This is a genomic window from Alterileibacterium massiliense (genome assembly GCF_900104645.1).
Lineage (GTDB): Bacteria > Bacillota > Clostridia > Peptostreptococcales > Anaerovoracaceae > Alterileibacterium > Alterileibacterium massiliense.
The window spans coordinates 900,674-919,968 of record NZ_FNWE01000002.1; the positions used below are offsets into that span (position 1 = coordinate 900,674).

Below are 19,295 nucleotides of genomic sequence, written 5' to 3' on the forward strand. Positions count from 1 at the left end.
AAAACTCTGTCAATAGAATATGTGTTATAATCTGAGTATGAAAAGTATTTATTCAAGAAAAAATGCAAATATCGTTTTAGACTTATTAAAAAAAGATTATCCAAAAGCAGGTTGTGCTTTAAATTATGATACAAAATTTCATCTTTTAATTGCTGTTGCATTATCAGCACAAACAACAGATGTGAGCGTAAATAAAATCACACCGATTCTATGGAATAGTTATCCTGATTCAAAAGCATTGTCAGAGGCAAATCAAAATGATGTCGAAGAAATAATCAAGAGCATAGGGTTGTATAAAAATAAGAGCAAAAATATAATAGGAATCTCTAAGTCTTTACAAAAGAGGTTGAATAATCTCGATGAAATTGAAAGAAAGAAATATCAAAATTCTATTGATAATAAAGATGGGGTTCCTGATAAATTTTCTGAACTTATAAAACTACCGGGAGTGGGCAGGAAAACTGCAAATGTAGTCCTAGCAGAAGCTTTCGGATTTCAAAAAATAGCGGTAGACACACATGTTCTAAGAGTTTCCAATAGAATAGGACTTGCTGATAATGATGATCCTTATAAGACAGAATTAGACCTAATGAATACTATTCCTGAAAATAGGTGGACAGAGGCACATCATCTATTAATTTGGCATGGAAGGAATTGCTGTAAAGCGAGGAAGCCTGAATGTCATTTATGCTCAATAAGGAGATTCTGTTTATTTGCTAATAAAAAGAATGATTGAAATAGATTTTATAAACTGATAGAATATTAAAGCAAATTATTTAATTTTTTTACCGCTCGATAGGAGGATTATCTTAATGATTAAGATAGGTATAAATGGATTTGGAAGAATTTCAAGAGTAGTGATAAGAGCTGTCCAAGATATGAATGATATAGAGATAGCTGGTATAAATATCAGAAATGCAGATTTAGATTATCTTGCATATATGATTAAATATGATTCTACTTTTGGAAGATTTAATGGTACCGTTGAAAGATGGGACGACAAAGGATTGATAATTAATGGCAAAAAAGTCCCAGTTTATAGCAAGGAAGTTGCTTCAGAAATACCTTGGAATGAGTGTGGCGTGATATATGTTATAGATGGAACAGGTGCTTATAATACAACTGAAAAAGCCAAAGCACATATTGATGCGGGAGCAAAAAAAGTAATAATATCAGCTCCAGCTAAAGATGATATTACACCTACCTTTGTATATGGAGTTAATCATGAGGAATATAAAAAGGATATGAATATTATTTCTAACGCCTCATGTACAACGAACTGCCTTGCACCATTATGTAAAATTCTTCAAGATAATTGGGGAATAGAAGGCGGACTTATGGCGACGATACACAGTGCTACTTCAAAGCAAAAAACCGTAGATGCAAGGTCAATGAAGGACTGGAGAGTTGGAAGAAGTGTATTCAACAATATTATTCCAACATCAACAGGAGCAGCAAAGGCAGTTGGGCTAGTTATACCTGAATTAAAGGGAAAGATGACCGGAATTTCCTATAGAGTACCAACACAAGATGTTTCCGTTGTTGACCTTAATGTTGTATTGAGTAAGCCTGCTAAGAAAGAAGAAATTTTAGAAGAAGTTAAAAAAGCTTCTGAATCCTATTTAAAAGATGTTGTTGAATATGTTGATGATGAAGTTGTATCTTGTGACTTTATTGGTGATTCTATAGCTTCAATATTTGATGTTCGTCAGGCAATTCAGCTTAATGATAGAACATTTAAATTTGTATCCTTCTATGATAATGAATGGGGATATAGCGTACAGATATTAAGAATGATTAGACATATGGCATCTGTAGATGAAAAATAATAATTTTAAAAAATATATAAGAGTTAATAGAGAGGTTGCCGATTTAAAAGGCAACCTTTGAATTTTTATTTTAGTAGAGATGACTGTCGGAGGCTATTTCAAATGAAAAAAACTGTAAAAGATATTAATTGGCATAATTTAACAGCTATAGAAAGATGTGATTTTAATGTACCGCTAAAAGATGGCAAAATAACAGATGAAACAAGAATAATTGCAGCCTTGCCAACAATTAAATATCTGATTGATAATGGAGCAAAGATTGTTCTTTTATCACATTTAGGACGGCCAAAGGGAAAGCCAAATGAAGATTGCTCTTTAAAACCTGTTGCTTCAAAACTATCAGAGCATCTTGGCATTGATGTTAACTTTTTGAAAAGTGATAATGTAGTCGATGACGGTGTAAAAAATGAAATTAAAAAACTAAAGGCTGGAGAAGTTGCAATTTTAGAAAATACAAGATTTAGAAAAGAAGAAGAAGAAAACGATACTGATTTTGCAAAAGAACTAGCCTCACTAGGAGATATTTTTGTACAAGATGCTTTTGGAACTGCACATAGAGCACACGCTTCAACAGCTGGAATTGCATCATTTCTCCCAGCAGTTGCAGGATTTTTGATTGAAAAAGAATTAAATTTTCTAGGTAAAACGCTTGACTCTCCTGAGAGACCTTTTGTTGCCATTATGGGAGGAGCAAAGGTAAAGGATAAAATACCTGTGATAACAAGCTTGCTAGAAAAGGTTGATACGGTAATTATCGGCGGAGGAATGTCATATACATTTTTTAAAGCAAGAGGTTTTGAAATTGGTAAATCAATATGTGATGATGAAGGACTTGAATTGGCAAGAGATATTATGGCAGCAGCTGATGAAAAAAATGTTAAATTCCTAATTCCTGTTGATACATTAGCTTCGTTTGAATTTGACAATGATTCTCCAAGTGAAACATATGACATGGATAAAATACCAGAAGATAGAATGGGAATGGACATAGGAGAAAAGACAATAAAACTTTATAAAGATGAACTAAAAAATGCAAAAACAGTTATATGGAATGGACCTATGGGAGTCTTTGAAATGCCTAATTTTGCAAGAGGTACAGAAGAAATAGCAAAATGTCTAGCTGATCTTAAAGATGCCAAAACAATAATCGGAGGAGGGGATAGTGCTGCTGCTGTTGCACAATTTGGACTTTCGGACAAGATGACTCATATTTCTACAGGTGGCGGTGCAAGCCTTGAATTTATAGAAGGTAAGAGTTTACCTGGAATTTCATGTATTGAAGATAAATAATTAGGAGATACGATGGATAGAATATTAATTGCGGGCAACTGGAAGATGAATAAAGATGCCAAAGGAACAATTGATTTTGCAAAAAAAATTAAGAAGTATTCTTTTAATGAAGGTGATGAAGTATGCTTAATCCCTCCATTTACTGATTTAAAAATTTTAAAAGATGAGCTGGATGGAACTAATATAAAGATAGGTGCACAGAATTGTCATTTTGAAGATAATGGAGCATATACAGGCGAAATATCTTCAGAAATGCTAAAGGAAATTGGAGTAGAATTTTGCATTGTTGGACATTCTGAGAGAAGAGAATATTTTGGCGAAACAGATAAATCATGCAATAAGAAGATAATTAAATTATTAGAAAAGGGAATAACTCCTATTTTATGCGTTGGAGAAAAAGAAGATATAAGAGAAGCAGGGGCAGAACAATCACTTATAAGCAAACAGCTTGGGGAAGCCTTTATAGGAATAAAACAAGCTGATGTTCCAAAAGTAATAATTGCTTATGAACCGATTTGGGCAATTGGAACAGGAAAGACAGCAACACCAGAGCAAGCACAGGAAATGTCTGCATTTATAAGGGGTTTTATGAGCGGTCTTTTCAGTGAAGCAATCGGTGAATGTATGATGATTTTATATGGCGGTAGTGTAAAGCCTGAAAATGCAAGAGATATACTAAGGCAGAGGGATATTAATGGTGCATTAGTAGGCGGAGCAAGCCTTGATCCTAAATCGTTATATGAACTTGTTAAAATTTCTGCTGATCTAAAGAAATAAATTCTATTATTTGAGGCCTTTAGGCATAAAATTCGTTGACTTTATATGGCTTGCATGGTAATCTAAATAGGCTAAAAAGAAGATTGTATCGTCGGAATTAAAGTTCCGACTTTTTGTTGGGAGGTTATAAATGCACACATTTTTGATGGTATTATTGCTTGTCGATAGTATTATACTAATTCTCAGCGTATTGCTTCAATCAAGCAAAAGCGACGGACTTAGCGGTTCTATTGCAGGAGGAGCGGAGCAATTATTTGGAAAGAAAAAAAGCACAGGTTATGATGGAATATTAGCAAGAATAACAATTATCACTTCTATATTATTTTTCCTAGTATCACTTGTCACTCTTGCTTTTTTTAGCTAGAAAAATTGTAGAATTAAACAATAGATCTTATTTAGATTTAACTTAATAAGTTTATAACAGAGATTATTTTTTCTCTGTAATAATATAGTTATTTATTATCAAGGAGGTTACAGGTAATGAACAGTTTCATTATTCCTATTGTTGCCCTTGTTGGATTGCTTGTTGCATTTGCATTAGCATCATTTGTTAATAAGCAAAATCAGGGTAATGACAGAATGAAAGAAATTGCAGGTTATATCAGAGAAGGTGCTTTTGCTTTCTTAAAGAGAGAATATAGGGTTATGGTTATCGTAATCGTAGCACTTTTCTTAATTATTGGATTTGCAATTAACTGGATTTCAGCAATTTTATATGTATTTGGTGCACTTCTCTCTGTGCTCGCAGGTTTCTTCGGAATGAGCGTAGCTACAAAGGGAAATGTTAGAACAGCAAATGCGGCACTTGAATCAGGAATGCCTCTTGCTTTAAAAGTTGCATTTAGAAGCGGTGCGGTAATGGGTCTTTGCGTAGCAAGTCTTGGATTGCTCGGTCTCGGTATAGTTTTTGTTATACTTGATCTCGCTACAATAACGCAGTGTATAACAAGCTTTGGTCTAGGTGCATCATCAATGGCTCTTTTCGGAAGAGTAGGTGGAGGTATCTATACAAAGGCTGCTGATGTTGGTGCTGACCTTGTAGGTAAGGTTGAGGCAGGAATTCCAGAAGACGATCCAAGAAACCCTGCTGTAATTGCTGACAATGTAGGTGATAATGTGGGAGATGTTGCAGGAATGGGTTCAGACTTATTTGAATCTTATGTAGGATCAATAATATCTGCTATAACTCTTGCTGCTGTCGCAGTTAACGAATCAGGAGTATCATCTACTTTCACAAAAGGCACTGCAGCACTATTTCCTCTCCTAATTGCAGCAATTGGTATCATAGCATCTATAATTGGTATTCTCTGCGTTAGGGGTTCTGATAATATGAATCCTTCAAAATCTTTAAATGCAGGAACATATATTGGTGGAATTATAGTTATTATTTGCTCAATATTCTTAAGCAAGAGTATGCTAGGTTCATATCGTTACTCATATGCTATTATAGCAGGACTTGCTGTAGGAATTTTAATTGGTACACTCACAGAAGTTTATACCTCAGATTCATATAAGCCGGTTAAAACAATTGCAGATGAATCTGAGACAGGAGCTGCAACAACTATAATCAGCGGTCTATCAGTTGGTATGAAGTCAACAGTATGGCCAATACTACTAATCTGTGTTGGAATTGTAATTTCATATAAGTTTGCAGGATTGTATGGTATCGCCCTTGCGGCAGTAGGTATGCTTTCAAATACAGGAATGACAGTAGCAGTTGATGCTTATGGCCCTGTATCTGATAATGCTGGTGGAATTGCTGAGATGAGCGAATTGCCTGAAGAAGTTAGAGATATTACAGATACTCTTGACTCAGTAGGTAATACGACTGCTGCAATTGGTAAAGGATTTGCTATTGGTTCTGCGGCTCTTACAGCACTTGCATTATTTGCATCATTTGCAACAACTGCAGAATTGACAGACATTAGCTTGCTTGATCCTATAGTAATTGTCGGACTATTTATTGGTGCAATGCTTCCATTCCTTTTCTCTGCTCTAACAATGAGCTCAGTTGGAAAAGCTGCTAATCAGATGATTCAAGAGGTAAGAAGGCAGTTCCATGAAAAGCCGGGAATCCTCGAGGGTACTGAGAAGCCTGATTATGCAACTTGCGTTGGAATATCAACGGATGCTGCTCTTAAGGAGATGGTTGCACCTGGACTCCTCGCTATAATTGCTCCAATCCTAGTTGGAATTTTATTCGGCGTTGAGGCACTTGGTGGTATGCTTGCTGGTTCTCTAGGTTCTGGCGTTCTCTTAGCAATTATGATGTCAAATGCCGGAGGTGCTTGGGATAATGCTAAGAAATATATTGAAAGTGGAACTCATGGTGGAAAGGGAAGCGAAGCTCATAAGGCAGCTGTAGTTGGTGATACAGTTGGTGACCCATTCAAAGATACATCAGGTCCATCTATCAATATCTTAATCAAACTTATGACTATAGTATCTCTCGTATTTGCACCTGTATTTGCTGCAATTGGCGGAGTTCTATTCTAAGTTATTAAATTGAAATATCATGGGATGCCATAAAATATGGCATCCTTTTTTTATTGAGTTTTATTACATATCATGATATTATTTTTTAGTATGAATTGAAAAAATATTCCAAGGGGGAATAAGTTATGTCAATAAGTTTTGAAAAAATTAGAGAAGATGGTTTAAAAAAAATTGATGAAGCAAAAGATGTAGATATTCTTCAAGATATTAGAAGAGAGCTTACGGGTAAGAAGAGCGTTATCAGCGATATGCTAAAAAAACTAAAGGACTTATCTCCTGAAGAGCGAAAATCTTTTGGAAAGAAAACAAATGATTTAAAGATGCTTTTCTTTGAGAAAATAGAAGAAAAGAAGAATGAGCTAATTAACAATTCTTCGTCAGTTAGTTCAGATTTTGATATAAGCTTGCCAGGTAATTTAATTAAGCAGGGGACGCTTCATCCAATTACTCAAATGCAATATGATCTTAATGATGCCTTTAGATCACTAGGCTTTGAAATATTTAAAGAAGATGATATATCAAGTGAGAAATTTGCCTTCGATAATTTAAATTTTCCCCCAGATCATCCTGCAAGAGCTACTATGGACACATATTGGATAGATGGAACTGAAAATAAGAGGGGTACAAAAAGACTTTGTTTAAGACCTCATTTAACAGGTGCAAGCGTACGCTATCTTCTAAAAAATGGTGCTCCTGCTAGATTTGTATATCCTGGAAGAGTATATAGAAATGAAGCAACTGATGCCAGACATGAAAGAGCATTTTTTCAATATGAAGCCCTTGTCGTTGATAAGGATATTAGTTTTTCAAGTGGAAAACTCATGATTGATACGATTATGGAAAAGGTATTCGGAAGAAAGGTTAATACAAGAATGAGAGAGGGATTTTTTCCATTTACTGAACCGGGTTACGAGATAGATATGGAGTGCCTTGTTTGTAATGGTAAAGGATGTAAGGTTTGCAATGGCAATGGATGGATTGAAGTTATGCCGGGGGGAGTTATACATCCTAATGTATTAAAATCAGCCAATTTAGATCCTGATGTTTGGAGCGGTTTTTATACAAATATCGGTCTTGATAGACTTGTAATGATGAGATATGGTGTTGATGATGTAAGACTATTTCACAGTGCTGATTTAAGATTTCTTAAGCAATTCAGGTAATAGGAGGATTAAAAATGAAAATATCATTAAATTGGATAAGAAAATATGTTGATTTGCCTGAAGATTTAAGCGAAAAGCAGATAGCTTATGACCTTACAATGAGGACGGTTGAAGTAGAAGATCTTATAGATACATCTTTAAAATATCATAATATAGTAGTCGGTAAAATTATAAATGTTAACCAGCATCCCAATGCAGATAAATTAAAAGTTTGCACTGTAGACTGCGGACTTGATGAATTAAAAGAGATAGTTTGCGGAGGTCTTAATCTTTATGAAGGACAATATGTCGCAGTAGCTCTACCAGGTTCGAGCGTTGTATGGCATGGTGAAGGAGAGCCTGTAAAGATTAAAGAAAACAAGCTTAGAGGTGTTAAGAGCTATGGAATGATTTCTGCCTCTGAAGAAATATACCTCGGTGATATTTATAAGGATGAACCAGAGAACATAATGGATTTAGGAAAAATTGAGGATATTAAACAAGATGAACTAGTAGCAGGTGCTTCTATTTCTGATGTTTTAAATCTAAATGATTTTATTTTAGATATTGATAATAAGAGTTTGACCAATAGACCTGACCTATGGGGACATTATGGCGTTGCTAGAGAAATTGCAGCAATTTATAAGCTTAAATTAAAGGATTTATTAGATGAGCAAATAAATATACAAGATTATAAATCACTACCTAAATATAAAATTAATATTCTAGAAAAAGAAAAATGCAAAAGGTATCTTGCTTTAAAAATTGAAAATTTATATGTCAAAGAGTCACCAGCTTGGCTAAAAATTGCTTTAAAAAGCGTAGGAATTAATCCCAAAAATGCAATAGTTGATATAACAAATTATGTAATGCTTGCTACAGGACAGCCAAATCATGCCTTTGATTCAAATCAGGTAGAGGGTGAAGAAATAGTTATAAGAAATGCAACAAAGGGGGAGAAGATAGTACTACTCGATGATAACGACCTTGAGCTATCAACAGATGACCTTGTAATTGCAGATATAGAAGAACCTATGTGTCTTGCCGGCATTAGAGGTGGCAAAAAGGATTCTGTCCTAGATAGTACAGAAAGTATAGTTTTAGAGATTGCAAATTTTTCACCTAATACTATAAGAAAAACCGAGCAAAGATTTGGAGAAAAAACAGATTCTGGGATTCGATATGAAAAAGGCATTGACACAGAAAGAATTGATATTGCTTTAGATCTGTCACTTGATTTATTTAATAAGATTTATCCTGAAAATAAAATCACAGCATATGGAGAAGTCACTAATGAACATACAGCATCTTCTGAAATTGATATTTCTCAAGATTTCTTGGATAGAAGAATAGGTACAAAATTAAGTGAGAAAGATATAATTGATACACTTTCAATCCTAGGTTATCAGATAGAGGTTAGAGATAAGGGAGCTTATAAGATTGATAAATCTATAAGAAAGGATTCTAACGGTAATCCGATTGAAGATAAATACTATCATATATTAGCTCCTACATGGAGGTCAACGGGAGATGTTTCAATTCGAGATGATATTCTTGGAGATCTCGCGAGAATGATAGGATATGAGAATTTTAAAAGAAAACCTTTGCCTGTTGAATTTAACAAAGCTATTAAGCAACCAAAAGAAGAACTTGAGAGAAGGATACGAGAATATCTTTCATTTAGATGTAATTTCTATGAGATTTTTACCTACCCATGGGTAAGTGATAAATATATTAATGCTATTAATTCTGATATAGAAAAAATGGTTAAACTCGCAACTCCACCTTCACCGGAGCAAGCATATCTAAGATCTACTTTAATCACAGGCTTACTAGAGTCTGCAGAAAAAAATCTAAGATATTTCAACGAATTTAATTTACATGAAATAGCTGAAGTCTTTGAAAAAGGTAAATATAGTCCTAGTACTGATGAAGAAATTTTACCGATTCAAAAGATGATGATTTCCGGAATTTCTGTATCAAATTCAAATGAAAAAGCTTTCTTTGATATAAAGGGAGTTCTGGAGTCTATGAGCAGATATTGTCATATGGAAGATTTTACTTTTAAAAAGATTGATAAGCCATCATGGGCAGATGAAAATGCCTATTTAAATATATTATCAAACGAAAATATCATAGGAAGTTTTGGACTTGTATCACTAAAATCACTGCATGAATCGGGGATAAATAATCCTGCTGTAGCAGTCTTTGAAATAGAGATGTCAAAGCTTAAACCATTTACATCTAGGACAAATAAATATATAAGTTTACCAGTTTTCCCTCAAGTTGAAGAAGATTTATCGATTGTTGTTGATGAGCAAATTAAATGGAAGGATATTCATTATGCAATTATAAATAAATGCAATGAGGTGAAATTTAAAGAAGTTTACAGAGGAAAGCAAATTCCTGAAGGTAAAAAGTCCATAATGTTTACAATTTCAATTGGTTCTGATAAAGGAACTCTAAACTCTAAGCAGATAGATAAGAAGATGAGATCTATTATTGAAACTTTAAAAAAACTATGTGGAGCTGAGTTAAGAAGCTAATTAGACTATATTTTATTGGCATTATAATAACAGATTAAGTTTTGAAAGGTATAATATGGATATTTCACGAATTGGGGTATTAACCAGTGGTGGAGATGCTCCAGGTATGAATGCAGCGGTTAGGGCCATCGTTAGATATGGTATTGAGGCAGAGCTAGAGGTCTATGGCATATATAAAGGTTATGAGGGTCTTATTAATGGACTTATCAAAGAAATGAATAGAAGGTCTGTCTCTGATATATTGCAAAGAGGTGGCACTATATTAAAAACCGCAAGAAGTGAAGAATTTAAAACAGAAGAAGGTGTTAAGAAAGGCATTGATAGGGCAAGGATATTTAACCTTGATCTAATTGTTGTAATAGGCGGAAATGGTTCTTTTAGAGGAGCAAAGGCAATAAGCGATATGGGTATGCCTGTGATATGTATTCCATGCACAATAGATAATGATCTAGCTTATACAGAGCAAACAATAGGATTTGATACCGCAATTAATACCGTTCTTGAAGCCATAACGAGAATTAGGGATACATCATCAGCCCATGAAAGAACAACTGTTATAGAGGTAATGGGTAGAGAGTGTGGAGATCTTGCACTATATTCAGGCTTAGCCGGCGGAGCAGAGGTAGCCTTGGTGCCGGAGCTAGTTGCTGATATGGATTATGTCTGCATGAAGGTTATGCAGGGTGTAAATAGTGGTAAACAGCATAGTATAATAGTAAAAGCCGAGGGTTATCCTGTTAGCACTGATGATATTGTCAAAGAAGTTGCCAAGAGAACAGGTCGCTCAGTAAAACCTGTTGTTCTATCTTACCTACAAAGAGGTGGCTCACCGTCACTTAGGGATAGACTAATAGCCACAGAATGTGCTGATGTAGCGATTAATTTGATTAAGGCAGGAGAATATAATAGAGCTGTAGGAATTATAAATGGTAAGGTTACAGATATAAGTCTAAGCAAGGCTCTCGAAGCAAAGAGAACATTTAATGAAGCTATGTATAACTCTATTGACATTTTAAGCAAATAATTTTAAATTAATTATAATAATATGAATAATTTTAATATTTTGTTTATTAAAATGCACAAATAAAATTCTTGTATTTTATCAGTTAAATGGTATAATTCAATTACAAAAACCGAGCTAATTATGTAAATTTCAATGCACGGGAGGTTAAAGAATGATTTTTTATTATAAGGCAAATAACAAAGTAACTAAGCCACAAGAGAAGTATGTCCCGGGCATGGGTATGTGTTGGGAGTTTACGATGCTTCCATTTAAAGATGAGGAAGAGAAGAAATTATACAAAGATACTCTTGCTGAATTTGAAAAAATTCATGGCCCAATTGAGACAGATAGAGAGCTGAAAGTTTTCTATGATTATACTGTAATTAAGGGATTGATTCCTAGAGGAAAGTAAAATTGTAAAGACGGAGCTATGCTCCGCCTTTTTTATGTACTTCTATTTCCTTGCTAATTTTACTTAGTCATTTGATCTTATTATTAATAGGTCTCCATCACTTATAGTGACAGTTGCTATCTTATCATTTTTATCAAGAACTTCATTGCTGATACCAAGCGTTCCTGCTCTAGTAAGATCATAATTATCAAGATTATATTTAGCTCCTTTTATTGTCACACCTCTAGCTACTTCATCATAAGGTATTATACTAAAATACTTGTAATTTTTAGAATAGGGAAGTAAGATGGTATTATTAGCCTTCGATGATATAAATTCTGCCGTATTTTTCATATCAACCAACCTTATTTTTATATTTTTGCTCGAATATTTCCTAATTGTATTAATAGCACCGAGAGTATGATCAAGCCTTCCGCCAATTCCGCCCAGAAGAGTTATATCTAATTTTTTATTGTTAAAACGATCTATTGCCTCTTTTATTGATGCCTCTGCATCTGTTAAATTCTTTTCAGATGGATAGGTCACATATTCAGAGTTAAACAATCTATAATTTTTAATATTATTTGTATCTTTATTATCAATATTAAGTTCGGAAGTAGAATCAAAATCTCCTACGCAAAGGTCAGGGGAGATATTGTGATTTTTTGCAAAAATTTGCCCACCATCAGCACAGATAATATATTCTGATTTTTTTACAAGTTCCTTAACAAAAGAACTATTAAAATTTTCAATATAGGAGAGTATTATTAAAATATTCATATTTACATCCTTTATTATTAAAGTATGATTAAAGTATCAATTCCTTAACTTGAATTATATTTTATCTTATTATAGAATATATTCCAATATTTAAATATAAAGGAATTGTTTTTATGAAATATAATATAGTTACAAAATCACCATTGGAAATTAAGATGGGTCTAGCTCAAAAAACAAATGGCACTTTAATGCAATATGTATGGGGAATTATTATTTTTTTTGTTTTTACTGACTGGGCTTCATCGCTCTTAGGGCATTATTATCCTATGAAGAATATAGATCTTATAATTAATTTTTATAAGAATTTAAATGTTGACACTGCTAACCTTTCAAGATTAGCAGAAATTTTACCTAGTCCAGCAGCATCTTCCGCACTTTATATGACTATAATTGGAGGAATATTTATATTCGGGAGATGTATATATACACTTCATTATCTTAATAGTTTAAAAAGCGAATATCCTTTGATTTTAAGCGGGTTTAAATTCTTTATTAAGGCGGTTATTCTTAATATTTTAATGGGATTCTTTGTTGCATTATGGTCTATGCTATTAATTGTTCCTGGCATAATTGCTTTTTACAATTATAGACAGGCTTTTTATATCCTAGCCTCAAATCCTGAGAAGTCGCCATTCCAATGTATTAAGGAGAGCAAATTTATAATGAATGGAAATAAATTTAATCTGTTTAAGCTGGATTTAAGCTATTTACTCTTGATTATAATTCTTTCACTACCGGCAACAATTATATTAAATTTTGTAGATACAAAGACCCTTTATGGTTTGATGACATTTTTAATATTTTCAATCCCTCAATATATTGCTTATGCTTCAGCATACCTTGGGCAGGCTGAGTTTTTTAGATTATTAATAGAGCCATCTGCCAAAGAGTTTTATGCAGGCGATGATATTTCCTATAGCAAAGGGGAAAATTTTATCAATTCTGATAATTCAGAAATTATTAAAGAAGATAGAGTATATGCAAATACAAAGATGAAGATAGAAGACTTAAGGAATGTTGCTGGGACTCTTGGTATAGAATTTGATGAAAATTATACTGTAGAAGAGCTGGTAATGCTAATAAATAATGAATTAAATAGGGGATCAAATTAGAGATGAAAGTCTCTTTATTAGCAGGTTAATATCTGATGGAATTTCTGCATTAAGTTCCATTTCTTCACCACTTGTAGGATGTTTAAATTTAATATATTTTGAGTGAAGTGCCTGCCTTGTCATTTTTTCATCCTTGATATTAGAATATAAACCATCGCCAATTATAGGGTGATTTATATGGGATAGATGAATTCTAATTTGGTGAGTTCTACCAGTATACAAGGTGAGTTCAGCTAGCGTCGCACCATCAAATGGTTCAGGCAATTTTTTATTATAAAATCTTTTGATGACTTTGACACCTGTAACAGCATTTTTTCCGCCCTTATCAATTGATAGAACCGAGCGTTTTGGCGAGGAAGGGTCAGGTCTTCCTACAGGTAAATCAATTATAAAATTGTCTTTTTCAATTATCCCATAAACAAGGGCAATGTACTTTTTTAAGACTAGATCTTTTTGCATTTGTTTTGAAATTTCATTTTGTATATTAGAGTTCTTTGCAACTATAATAAGACCACTCGTATCCATATCTAGACGATTACAAAATCTAATTTTAAAATTTTGATTGGTCTTTTCTATATATGAAGTTATTCCATTTGCAAGAGTGTTATTTGGATGACCTTTTGTAGGATGAACTGTAATTCCTGCCTGCTTATTTATTATTAATAGGTCAGAATCTTCATATACTATATCTATCGGAATATCCTCAGGCGGAAAATTGTTCTCTTCGATTGGAAGTCTAACACTTATCAAATCACCTAAATTTGGTTTTATAAAACCTTTGGATTTAACACCATTTAAGTCAATTAATTCCTGAAATTTAATCTTAGTTTTAAATCTTCTTGAAAATGTAAAATTTGCACGAAGTATCTGATTAATTGTCATTCCAAGTTCATCTCTATTTACAATGTGTTCGTATTTACCCATAAATTTAAATCAGCTTATCCCTTAACTTTGTCCAGTAGTCATATTCTTTAAATCTTATTAAATTAATTAAGCGTGATGATTTTTTAATTTCAATATATGAAACATCATCAAATATTGATTCAAATCCATCATAGGTTATGTAGATTGGTTCATCTGCAGTTCGTCTTGCTGTAGTAAGCCTAATAACGCCGTCAATAGGGAGTATTATGCTTGAATGATAGGACCTATACGCATTTGTACTTGCAGGAGCTACAGGCGTTAATTGCAATACACCTAGTCCTGGAGCAACTATTGAGCCACCTAGTGAATAGTTATATGCTGTCGATCCAACTTCTGAAGAAACAAGTATTCCGTCACCGCTAAAATTTTGGATTACAGTATCATTTATTTTTACCTCAAAATGAGTTAGATTTGTTAATGGGCCTCTAACCATCATCTCATTTATTGCATAAATTCTTTCTTTTATACCATTTTTAAATACTATATCTGTTTCTAACACCGGTATAACCTGTAAAATATATTCATTATTAAAATAAGCCTTGGAAAATCTTTCAATATCTCTATTGTTAGCATTTAATTCTTGAAAAAAACCGAGATGACCAGTATTTATTCCTATTATTGGTTTTGATGGGAAGTCACAATCATGGGCAAAATGAAGAAATGTTCCGTCACCACCAATGCAAGCTATTAAATCTGCATCTAATGCCAGCTCTTTTCTACTTTTCTCATTATATAGAACATCAAAATTAGAATTTTTTAGAGAATTTATAAATTTATTTCTAGCTTCAATGGACATATCTGTTCCATTTGTATAAATATAAATTTTTCTCAGCTTTGTATCTTGCATAATTTTTCCCTATCTTTAATAAATTAAACTTATATCAGGATATATTTATATAAGGCTATCTAATTCATCAACCATAATATCAAAAACTTCCATTGCTCTTTCAATAGAATTCTTTGAGTTCATATCGACTCCTGCAATCTTCAAAAGGTCTATAGGATAATTTGAATTTCCACTTTTCAAAAAATCGATATAATCATCTTTTGCTCGAACGCCATAATTCCCATTGTCATTTGAAAATTTAGAGGAAGTGCCCACTATAGATTTTGCTATTGCATTTGCTGCAGAATAACCTGTTGCATATTGATATACATAAAAAGGCCTGTAAAAATGGGGTATTCTCGACCATTCGTATCTTATAAATTCATCTTCTTTAACATTAGGTCCATAGTATAGCTTATTAAGCTCATCATATTTTTTATTAAGCCACTGTGCTGTTAACTGACCGCCTTTTTCAACATATGTATGAGTAAGTAATTCAAATTCAGCAAACATAGTCTGTCTAAATAATGTTGCTCTAAAAGCGTCAATATACTTATTTACCCAATAAATTTTTTCTTTTTTATTTTTTGCATTATCTATTAAATAATTAATTAAAAGTGTTTCATTAACCGTGCTTGCGGTCTCTGCAGTAAATATAGAGTGACTTCCATAGATGAAAGGCTGTTTTTCTCTCGTATAAATAGAGTGCATTGAGTGTCCGCCTTCGTGAATTAAAGTAAAAGCGTCATCTATCTCATTATTATAATTCATCAATATATAAGGATAACTGTCATAAGATCCAAAGCTATAAGCTCCAGAAGTCTTCCCTTTATTCTCATATATGTCAACCCATCTTTCATTTAAGACGCCTTTTTTAAATCTTTTTACATAATCATCACCAAGTGGAGATAATGCTATAGAACAAAGATTCACAGCTTCTTCAAAGGAGCATTTTTTATCTTCAAGGGAAGTAATAGGAAGATATATATCGTGCATACCAAGGTCATCTATGCCAAGAACTCTTTTTTTAATTTTAATATATTTATACATTGACGGCAAGTGATCATGAACTACATCAATTAGATTTCTATATATTTCAGGGGATATATTTTCGGAATCAAGTGCATAACTTAGAACATCATCATAATTTCTTATCTTAGAACCAGTAACATAGTTTTTTACATTGTATGAATATATAACAGAAAGGGTATTATTGAGAGATTTATACTTTGAATACATCTGCTTATATACTTGTTCTCTCAAATCTCTATCATCAGACTCCATAAGCTTAGTATAATTACCATGAGTTAAATTAAATTCTTCACCTTTTTTATCTTTAACTATTCCAAAATCTAAATCAACATTATTTAACATGGTAAAAATTTCACTTGAGGCATCTCTAATATCCGCCAAGTTTGCAAGCAAGGATTCTTCTTTAGATGAAAGGATATGTTTTTTCTCTTTAAAAATTGAAGCTAACATGAACTCGTATATTTTAAGCCTTGGTTCTATTTTAAAAAAGCTCATAATTTCATCTTCATCTTTTGATATTAATTCAGGTGTAAAAAAAGCTGTATTAGAAGATATTATAGACGCTGCATCAATTGCCTTACCCATCATTTCTATATATTTGGGATTAGCATTATCCTCATCTCTCCTCTGCCTTGCATAAACTATAACATTTTCAAATAATCTTGAGATATTTGAACTTTGTTCAAGCTGCACGAGAAGGGCAGAAGGATTTTTTCCAACACTACCTTGATATTTTAAAAAGTCATTAGACAATTCAATACATTTATTTAAATCTAACTCCCATTTATTCTCATCAGGATACATTCTTTCAATATCCCATTTATATTTATCTTTGATTTCATTCCTATTTAAAATTGGCATAGTCACCTCGTTAACCTATAATTATTATTGATATTATGATATAATTTGCTATGTTTGTAATTATATCATATTAAGTATTAAAGGTGAACGCATGAAGAGAGATGAACTCTATTCGTTAATAGATATTGAGACTCCAAGTGATTTTAAATACTATGAAAATCTTGAACTGCTACTTGAAAATGATAAAAATATAGATTCATATTTATTAGAAGAATTATTCTATTCTTTAAATTGGGAACAATTAATTGATTTATTTAAATCATATTTTGATGAGGTAATTAGAATATTACCTGATAATGAAGATGACCTTTATATAAAATTTGATGTAATTAAAAGGAAGTTTTTAGGTATTCTTGAAAGAGAAAAGGATAGGGAAAATGTTAAGATTCTTGTTTCTGAGATAGAATCCTTTAAAAAATGGTTTATAGAAGATAAATTAGTTAAATATAATGATAATAAAAATACCAGCATTTATGATGCCATATATGATATATATGCTTCAAAACTTTTAAATAATGATTGTAAATACGATTTTTCAAATATTAATGATTATAAAATTGATGCTTTTGAAATAAAGATTTCAAAGCTGATATAAGCGGGGGAATATGTTAAAGACTTTAAATTATAAATCCGGTATAAGATTAATCATGGAAAAAATTGAGGGTTCACGCTCTCTATCTTTAGGAATCTGGGTTAATACCGGTTCATCTCAAGAGGAATCTAGGGATTTTGGTATTTCTCATTATATCGAACATATGCTATTTAAGGGTACTTATAATAGGACACCTTTTGAAATAGTTAATGAGATAGATATGATAGGTGGTCAGCAAAATGCTTTTACTGGTAAAGAAAAGACCTGTTATTTTATAAAGGTCTTGGATGAACATTTTAAAATAGCAGCCGATGTATTAGTGGATATGATATGCAATCCTCTCTTTGACTTGACAGAAATGGAGAGAGAAAAATTAGTTATCTGCGAAGAGATTAAAATGAATGCTGACGATCCTGATGATGTAGCTATTGATAATTTAGAAAATATAGTCTACAAAAATACGCCTATGGCACATCCTGTTTTAGGAAGCAGGGAAAGTGTAATGTCTTTTACTAGGGAATCAGTATTAGATTATTATAAAAGTCATTATACAAAAGATAATATAGTAATTTCGGTTGCAGGTTCTTTTAACGAAGATGAGATAATAGATTATTTTGAAAATGCTTTTGATAAATTAGGTAGCAAATCACTTCCTAAAAAAGAATATAAGCTCCCTAGCTCAAAAGAAGTTAGCGGATATAATGAAATTCATAAAGATATAGAACAGTCGCATTTAGCCTTAGGAATCAAAGGAATAGGAGCAAATGATGATAAAAAAACACCTCTTAGGATTTTAAATACAATTCTAGGCGGTGGAATGTCATCTAGATTATTTCAGAATATAAGGGAGAAGAAAGGCCTTGCATATTCCATTCATTCATCTCTAGGCTTTAATAAAAAAAGTGGATTATTTCTTATTGAAGCAGGAGTTTCTAATGAAAATGTAGAAAAAACACTGATGAGCATTAAAGAAGAACTAGATAATATTCACAAATATAAAATCTCTGATTCTGAAATAAATAGTGCAAAAGAGCAGATAAAAAGCACATATATATTTTCATCAGAAAATGTACAGTCAAGAATGATATTAAATGGGTTAACTATTTTAAATGAAGAAAGGATATTAACCCAAGATGAAATGCTTCGTGAGATCGACTCAATTAAAAGTGAAGATATTGAGAGGGTAAAATATATAATAGATGATTATGATAATTATTCCATAATAAATGTTTGTAGCTAAAGGAGAAACTAATATGAAATTAAATATAGTAAGCAAATCAGGCAGAATACCTTCATATGCGACAGCTGGTTCTTCAGGTCTTGATATTACAGCTTTTATATCAGAACCTATAATTTTAAAACCAATGGAAAGACTTCTTATACCTACAGGAATATTTGTTGAGATTCCTAGTGGATATGAGGGTCAAATAAGGGCAAGAAGTGGGCTTGCCATAAAGCATGGAATTGGGCTTGTTAATAGCATAGGAACGATAGATAGCGACTACAGAGGAGAACTTAAAATCCCACTTATTAATTTTTCAAACGAAAATTTTACTATAAATGATGGTGATAGAATTGCCCAGCTTATTATTACTAAATATGAAAAAGTAAGCATAGAAGTAGTTCCAAAGCTGTGTGATACTGAAAGAGGAACGGGTGGATTTGGACACTCAGGAATAAAAAGTAATTAAATA

At 32.4% G+C, this 19,295-nt stretch carries 18 protein-coding genes; 14 read left to right on the top strand and 4 right to left on the bottom strand.

Translation table 11 applies throughout. The features are described from left to right. Positions 1-37: 37 nt before the first annotated feature. The 10 genes from nth to BQ5371_RS06050 all read left to right on the top strand — a co-directional run bounded on the left by nth (position 38) and on the right by BQ5371_RS06050 (position 11,495). Positions 38-736, top strand: a complete 699-nt coding sequence (gene nth, locus BQ5371_RS06005; RefSeq protein ID WP_071132954.1) for an endonuclease III — start codon at positions 38-40, stop codon at positions 734-736. Positions 737-812: 76 nt separating this feature from the next. Then, on the top strand, positions 813-1,829 hold the full coding sequence (gene gap / locus BQ5371_RS06010; RefSeq protein WP_071132955.1) for a type I glyceraldehyde-3-phosphate dehydrogenase: 1,017 nt from the start codon (positions 813-815) through the stop codon (positions 1,827-1,829). Between the two features lie 102 nt (positions 1,830-1,931). Continuing rightward, complete coding sequence (locus BQ5371_RS06015) at positions 1,932-3,119, top strand: phosphoglycerate kinase (protein WP_071132956.1); 1,188 nt, start codon at positions 1,932-1,934, stop codon at positions 3,117-3,119. A gap of 12 nt (positions 3,120-3,131) precedes the next feature. Then, positions 3,132-3,896, top strand: a complete 765-nt coding sequence (tpiA, locus tag BQ5371_RS06020) for a triose-phosphate isomerase (protein ID WP_071132957.1) — start codon at positions 3,132-3,134, stop codon at positions 3,894-3,896. A gap of 130 nt (positions 3,897-4,026) precedes the next feature. Then, positions 4,027-4,260, top strand: coding sequence for a preprotein translocase subunit SecG (gene secG / locus BQ5371_RS06025; protein ID WP_071132958.1), 234 nt, complete (start codon positions 4,027-4,029; stop codon positions 4,258-4,260). A 116-nt stretch (positions 4,261-4,376) separates the two neighbouring features. Further along, entirely contained in the window at positions 4,377-6,392 is a 2,016-nt protein-coding gene (locus BQ5371_RS06030; RefSeq protein WP_071132959.1) for a sodium-translocating pyrophosphatase, read from the top strand. Positions 6,393-6,517: 125 nt separating this feature from the next. Next, positions 6,518-7,555 carry a phenylalanine--tRNA ligase subunit alpha gene (pheS, locus tag BQ5371_RS06035; RefSeq protein WP_071132960.1) on the top strand — a complete coding sequence of 346 codons (1,038 nt, stop codon included), beginning with the start codon at positions 6,518-6,520 and terminating at the stop codon, positions 7,553-7,555. 14 nt (positions 7,556-7,569) lie between these two features. Beyond that, on the top strand, positions 7,570-10,080 hold the full coding sequence (gene pheT, locus BQ5371_RS06040) for a phenylalanine--tRNA ligase subunit beta (RefSeq protein ID WP_071132961.1): 2,511 nt from the start codon (positions 7,570-7,572) through the stop codon (positions 10,078-10,080). Between the two features lie 61 nt (positions 10,081-10,141). Next, positions 10,142-11,104 carry an ATP-dependent 6-phosphofructokinase gene (locus BQ5371_RS06045; RefSeq protein WP_071133144.1) on the top strand — a complete coding sequence of 321 codons (963 nt, stop codon included), beginning with the start codon at positions 10,142-10,144 and terminating at the stop codon, positions 11,102-11,104. Positions 11,105-11,255: 151 nt separating this feature from the next. Next, on the top strand, positions 11,256-11,495 hold the full coding sequence (locus BQ5371_RS06050) for a hypothetical protein (RefSeq protein WP_071132962.1): 240 nt from the start codon (positions 11,256-11,258) through the stop codon (positions 11,493-11,495). 63 nt (positions 11,496-11,558) lie between these two features. On the opposite strand, the gene BQ5371_RS06055 is transcribed toward BQ5371_RS06050, so the two are convergent. Further along, a complete protein-coding gene (locus BQ5371_RS06055) occupies positions 11,559-12,254 on the bottom strand; it encodes a thiamine diphosphokinase (protein ID WP_071132963.1) in 696 nt (231 codons plus the stop codon). 113 nt (positions 12,255-12,367) lie between these two features. Here BQ5371_RS06055 and BQ5371_RS06060 point away from each other — a divergent pair, with 113 nt between their 5' ends. Continuing rightward, positions 12,368-13,366 carry a DUF975 family protein gene (locus tag BQ5371_RS06060; protein ID WP_071132964.1) on the top strand — a complete coding sequence of 333 codons (999 nt, stop codon included), beginning with the start codon at positions 12,368-12,370 and terminating at the stop codon, positions 13,364-13,366. Here the strand turns inward: BQ5371_RS06060 and BQ5371_RS06065 are convergent. From BQ5371_RS06065 to pepF, 3 genes are read right to left on the bottom strand one after another with little or no spacing between them, the layout of a single operon-like run. Beyond that, positions 13,358-14,290, bottom strand: coding sequence for an RluA family pseudouridine synthase (locus tag BQ5371_RS06065; RefSeq protein ID WP_071132965.1), 933 nt, complete (start codon positions 14,288-14,290; stop codon positions 13,358-13,360). The two genes, BQ5371_RS06060 and BQ5371_RS06065, sit on opposite strands and share 9 nt — an antisense overlap. Positions 14,291-14,294: 4 nt before the next feature. Continuing rightward, positions 14,295-15,137: an NAD(+)/NADH kinase gene (locus BQ5371_RS06070; protein WP_071132966.1), complete on the bottom strand. Its 843-nt coding sequence runs from the start codon at positions 15,135-15,137 to the stop codon at positions 14,295-14,297. A 45-nt stretch (positions 15,138-15,182) separates the two neighbouring features. After that, a complete protein-coding gene (pepF, locus tag BQ5371_RS06075) occupies positions 15,183-17,009 on the bottom strand; it encodes an oligoendopeptidase F (protein ID WP_071132967.1) in 1,827 nt (608 codons plus the stop codon). A 91-nt stretch (positions 17,010-17,100) separates the two neighbouring features. Here pepF and BQ5371_RS06080 point away from each other — a divergent pair, with 91 nt between their 5' ends. The 3 genes from BQ5371_RS06080 to dut are packed head-to-tail and all read left to right on the top strand — an operon-like array spanning position 17,101 to position 19,292. Next, positions 17,101-17,604 carry a hypothetical protein gene (locus tag BQ5371_RS06080; protein WP_071132968.1) on the top strand — a complete coding sequence of 168 codons (504 nt, stop codon included), beginning with the start codon at positions 17,101-17,103 and terminating at the stop codon, positions 17,602-17,604. Positions 17,605-17,614: 10 nt separating this feature from the next. After that, the gene (locus tag BQ5371_RS06085) at positions 17,615-18,841 is read left to right on the top strand and encodes a M16 family metallopeptidase (RefSeq protein WP_071132969.1); all 1,227 of its coding nucleotides are present in this window, start codon (positions 17,615-17,617) and stop codon (positions 18,839-18,841) included. 13 nt (positions 18,842-18,854) lie between these two features. Further along, positions 18,855-19,292, top strand: coding sequence for a dUTP diphosphatase (dut, locus tag BQ5371_RS06090; RefSeq protein ID WP_071132970.1), 438 nt, complete (start codon positions 18,855-18,857; stop codon positions 19,290-19,292). Positions 19,293-19,295 lie beyond the last annotated feature (3 nt).